2 tRNA genes and 2 rRNA genes are annotated in these 4,382 nt (G+C 53.0%); all 4 read right to left on the reverse strand.

From position 1 onward, the window contains the following. Nucleotides 1-1,532, reverse strand: a 23S ribosomal RNA gene (locus tag AC1DMG_RS20245); the annotation flags it as partial. 314 nt (nucleotides 1,533-1,846) lie between these two features. Next, nucleotides 1,847-1,922 (reverse strand) — tRNA-Ala (locus AC1DMG_RS20250). A gap of 46 nt (nucleotides 1,923-1,968) precedes the next feature. Next, nucleotides 1,969-2,045: transfer RNA gene (locus AC1DMG_RS20255), tRNA-Ile, on the reverse strand. Between the two features lie 60 nt (nucleotides 2,046-2,105). Further along, nucleotides 2,106-3,637, reverse strand: a 16S ribosomal RNA gene (locus tag AC1DMG_RS20260). Nucleotides 3,638-4,382: the final 745 nt, after the last annotated feature.

The raw sequence follows: 4,382 nt of genomic DNA on the forward strand, positions 1-4,382 counted from the left end.
TCGCAGCTCTAGGCCGCTCGCCCCATATCCTTGAATTCCGCGCCCGGATTTGCCTAAGCGCCTTCTCCAATACAGGGACCGGGACTTCCAACACCCGGACAACCTTCCGCGATCCGTCCCCCCATCGCATCATACGACGGTGCAGGAATATTAACCTGCTTCCCATCAGCTACGCATCTCTGCCTCGCCTTAGGGGCCGACTCACCCTACGCCGATGAACGTTGCGTAGGAAACCTTGGGCTTACGGCGAGGGGGCTTTTCACCCCCTTTATCGCTACTCATGTCAGCATTCGCACTTCTGATACCTCCAGCATCCTTTACAAGACACCTTCACAGGCTTACAGAACGCTCTCCTACCATGCACTTACGTGCATCCGCAGCTTCGGTGACTGGCTTAGCCCCGTTACATCTTCCGCGCAGGACGACTCGATCAGTGAGCTATTACGCTTTCTTTAAAGGATGGCTGCTTCTAAGCCAACCTCCTGACTGTTTTMGCCTTCCCACTTCGTTTCCCACTTAGCCAATCTTAGGGACCTTAGCTGGCGGTCTGGGTTGTTTCCCTCTTGACACCGGACGTTAGCACCCGATGTCTGTCTCCCGTGATTGCACTCTTCGGTATTCGGAGTTTGCTATGGCGGGGTAATCAGCAATAGACCCCCCAACCATGACAGTGCTCTACCCCCGAAGGTGAGACACGAGGCACTACCTAAATAGTTTTCGGAGAGAACCAGCTATTTCCAGACTTGTTTAGCCTTTCACCCCTATCCACAGCTCATCCCCTAACTTTTCAACGTTAGTGGGTTCGGTCCTCCAGTACGTGTTACCGCACCTTCAACCTGGCCATGGATAGATCGTCTGGTTTCGGGTCTACACCCAGCGACTGAACGCCCTRTTCGGACTCGCTTTCGCTACGCCTTCCCTAATCGGTTAAGCTTGCCACTGAATGTAAGTCGCTGACCCATTATACAAAAGGTACGCCGTCACCCGTTTCCAGGCTCCGACTGTTTGTATGCATGCGGTTTCAGGATCTATTTCACTCCCCTCCCGGGGTTCTTTTCRCCTTTCCCTCACGGTACTGGTTCRCTATCGGTCGATCACGAGTATTTAGCCTTGGAGGATGGTCCCCCCATCTTCAGACAGGATTTCACGTGTCCCGCCCTACTTGTCGTACACCTAGTTCCACAACGCTGTTTTCGCATACAGGGCTATCACCTGCTATGGCCGGGCTTTCCATCCCGTTCTGCTAACAATGCTGCTAAAGAGTACAAGGCTCTTCCCATTTCGTTCGCCACTACTTTGGGAATCTCGGTTGATTTCTGTTCCTGCAGCTACTTAGATGTTTCAGTTCGCCGCGTTCGCTTCCCTGACCTATGTATTCAGTCAGGGATGACCCATTCRGGCCGGGTTTCCCCATTCGGACATCTCCGGATCAAAGCTTGTTTGCCAGCTCCCCGAAGCTTTTCGCAGGCTACCGCGTCCTTCATCGCCTGTGATCGCCAAGGCATCCACCACATGCACTTGTTCGCTTGACCCTATAACGAGTGTGTCTCAAACTTGCGTTCAAGCCGTGCTCGCTACAGGATGAGTTCTCGCATTTGTGCCGTATTCCAAGTCATCTTTCGATCACTTAAATRCATTTTGGTTGATACAATCACAACCCGGTATCGTGTTGTACTTCAGCGTCTCATCAACGCTCACGACACCTTTACTACATCCCATATTGTTAAAGAACAGCCGTGCGAAACTTGGTCTCGCAACGTCTTGGCCAAGGCCAAAGGMAAACGCTCAATCCTAAGCGCTTGCCTTTGACGACCAATCCAAGGGGCACACCGAAGTGCGCGGTAAATGGTGGAGGATGACGGGATCGAACCGACGACCCCCTGCTTGCAAAGCAGGTGCTCTCCCAGCTGAGCTAATCCCCCATGTACTTCTGTCCGGAGGTTCAGCGTCGAACCACCATCCGTAACTTGGTGGGTCTGGTAGGACTTGAACCTACGACCCCCGCCTTATCAAGACGGTGCTCTAACCACCTGAGCTACAGACCCTTGGCTGTAACAGCAAACAAACCGATAAGTGTGAACGCTCGACTTAAGATGCACGCTCTGAAAGGAGGTGATCCAGCCGCACCTTCCGATACGGCTACCTTGTTACGACTTCACCCCAGTCATGAACCCTGCCGTGGTAATCGCCCTCCTTGCGGTTAGGCTAACTACTTCTGGCAAAACCCACTCCCATGGTGTGACGGGCGGTGTGTACAAGACCCGGGAACGTATTCACCGCGGCATGCTGATCCGCGATTACTAGCGATTCCAGCTTCACGTAGTCGAGTTGCAGACTACGATCCGGACTACGATGCGTTTTCTGGGATTAGCTCCCCCTCGCGGGTTGGCAACCCTCTGTACGCACCATTGTATGACGTGTGAAGCCCTACCCATAAGGGCCATGAGGACTTGACGTCATCCCCACCTTCCTCCGGTTTGTCACCGGCAGTCTCTCTAGAGTGCTCTTGCGTAGCAACTAAAGACAAGGGTTGCGCTCGTTGCGGGACTTAACCCAACATCTCACGACACGAGCTGACGACAGCCATGCAGCACCTGTGTCCACTTTCCCTTTCGGGCACCTGATGCATCTCTGCTTCGTTAGTGGCATGTCAAGGGTAGGTAAGGTTTTTCGCGTTGCATCGAATTAATCCACATCATCCACCGCTTGTGCGGGTCCCCGTCAATTCCTTTGAGTTTTAATCTTGCGACCGTACTCCCCAGGCGGTCAACTTCACGCGTTAGCTACGTTACTGAAGAAATGAATCCCCAACAACTAGTTGACATCGTTTAGGGCGTGGACTACCAGGGTATCTAATCCTGTTTGCTCCCCACGCTTTCGTGCATGAGCGTCAGTGACGTCCCAGGGGGCTGCCTTCGCCATCGGTATTCCTCCACATCTCTACGCATTTCACTGCTACACGTGGAATTCTACCCCCCTCTGACATACTCTAGCCTTGCAGTCACAAGCGCCATTCCCAAGTTGAGCTCGGGGATTTCACGCCTGTCTTACAAAACCGCCTGCGCACGCTTTACGCCCAGTAATTCCGATTAACGCTCGCACCCTACGTATTACCGCGGCTGCTGGCACGTAGTTAGCCGGTGCTTATTCTTCCGGTACCGTCATCCCCCCGCTGTATTAGAGCAAGGGATTTCTTTCCGGACAAAAGTGCTTTACAACCCGAAGGCCTTCTTCACACACGCGGCATTGCTGGATCAGGGTTGCCCCCATTGTCCAAAATTCCCCACTGCTGCCTCCCGTAGGAGTCTGGGCCGTGTCTCAGTCCCAGTGTGGCTGATCGTCCTCTCAGACCAGCTACTGATCGTCGCCTTGGTGGGCCTTTACCCCACCAACTAGCTAATCAGACATCGGCCGCTCCTATCGCGCGAGGCCTTRCGGTCCCCCGCTTTCACCCTCAGGTCGTATGCGGTATTAGCTAATCTTTCGACTAGTTATCCCCCACGACAGGGCACGTTCCGATGTATTACTCACCCGTTCGCCACTCGCCACCAGGATTGCTCCCGTGCTGCCGTTCGACTTGCATGTGTAAGGCATGCCGCCAGCGTTCAATCTGAGCCAGGATCAAACTCTTCAGTTTAATACCTGTGTGRTYCYKRMGRAYCTCGCTCTTTCGAGCGGTCGCTCACTCTCAGAAAACTGACTGGCTACATCCGTGATTTGCACCCCGGACATAACCAACATGTTTTACTGTGCGAGCACTTTATAACTTGTAAGCTAAAAGACCGAAGTCTTCCGCATCCGCTATCAAGCGCCCACACTTATCGGTTGTTTGTTTGTTAAAGAACTAGTTGCGGTTCGCTTTGCTTACCGCGTCGCTGCGTTTGCTGCAGCAGAGAAACGAGATTATGAAGAACTTTTCAAACTTAATCAAGCATTTTGCGAAATTTCTTTTTCCCGGTAACTTCGCTGACTTCGCCTGATTACTCTCGTTAATCCCCGCAACCATTTTCTGCCACTCGGTTTGCAGCGGTGTTTCCTGCTGCGGGGGACCGAATACTAAGGGTTTCCCACTAAGCTTGCAAGCTTTTTCTGGGAAATTCGTAAAGTGTTCCCGCAGCCACTCAAGCGAATTGAGTGGCCTGGGGCCAGCCCGGCTACGGAACTCAGACAATCACGCTTTGAGCCGCTTGCAGCGAACCCCAAGTCTGGGCAGCGACACCTTGCCGCACCCCTAGAACCCGGCCACGTTCTCCCGTTTCATACTAAACTTTCAAAACTTTCTAAAAATTCAAAACAGACAAGCATGCATCTCTCGCCCCTGATCCAGCGCTTCGTGCTCCATTTCGGCGAAATGGGCAGCCGCTGGGGTATCAACCGTACAG

Source organism: Dyella sp. 01N36 (genome assembly GCF_056399745.1).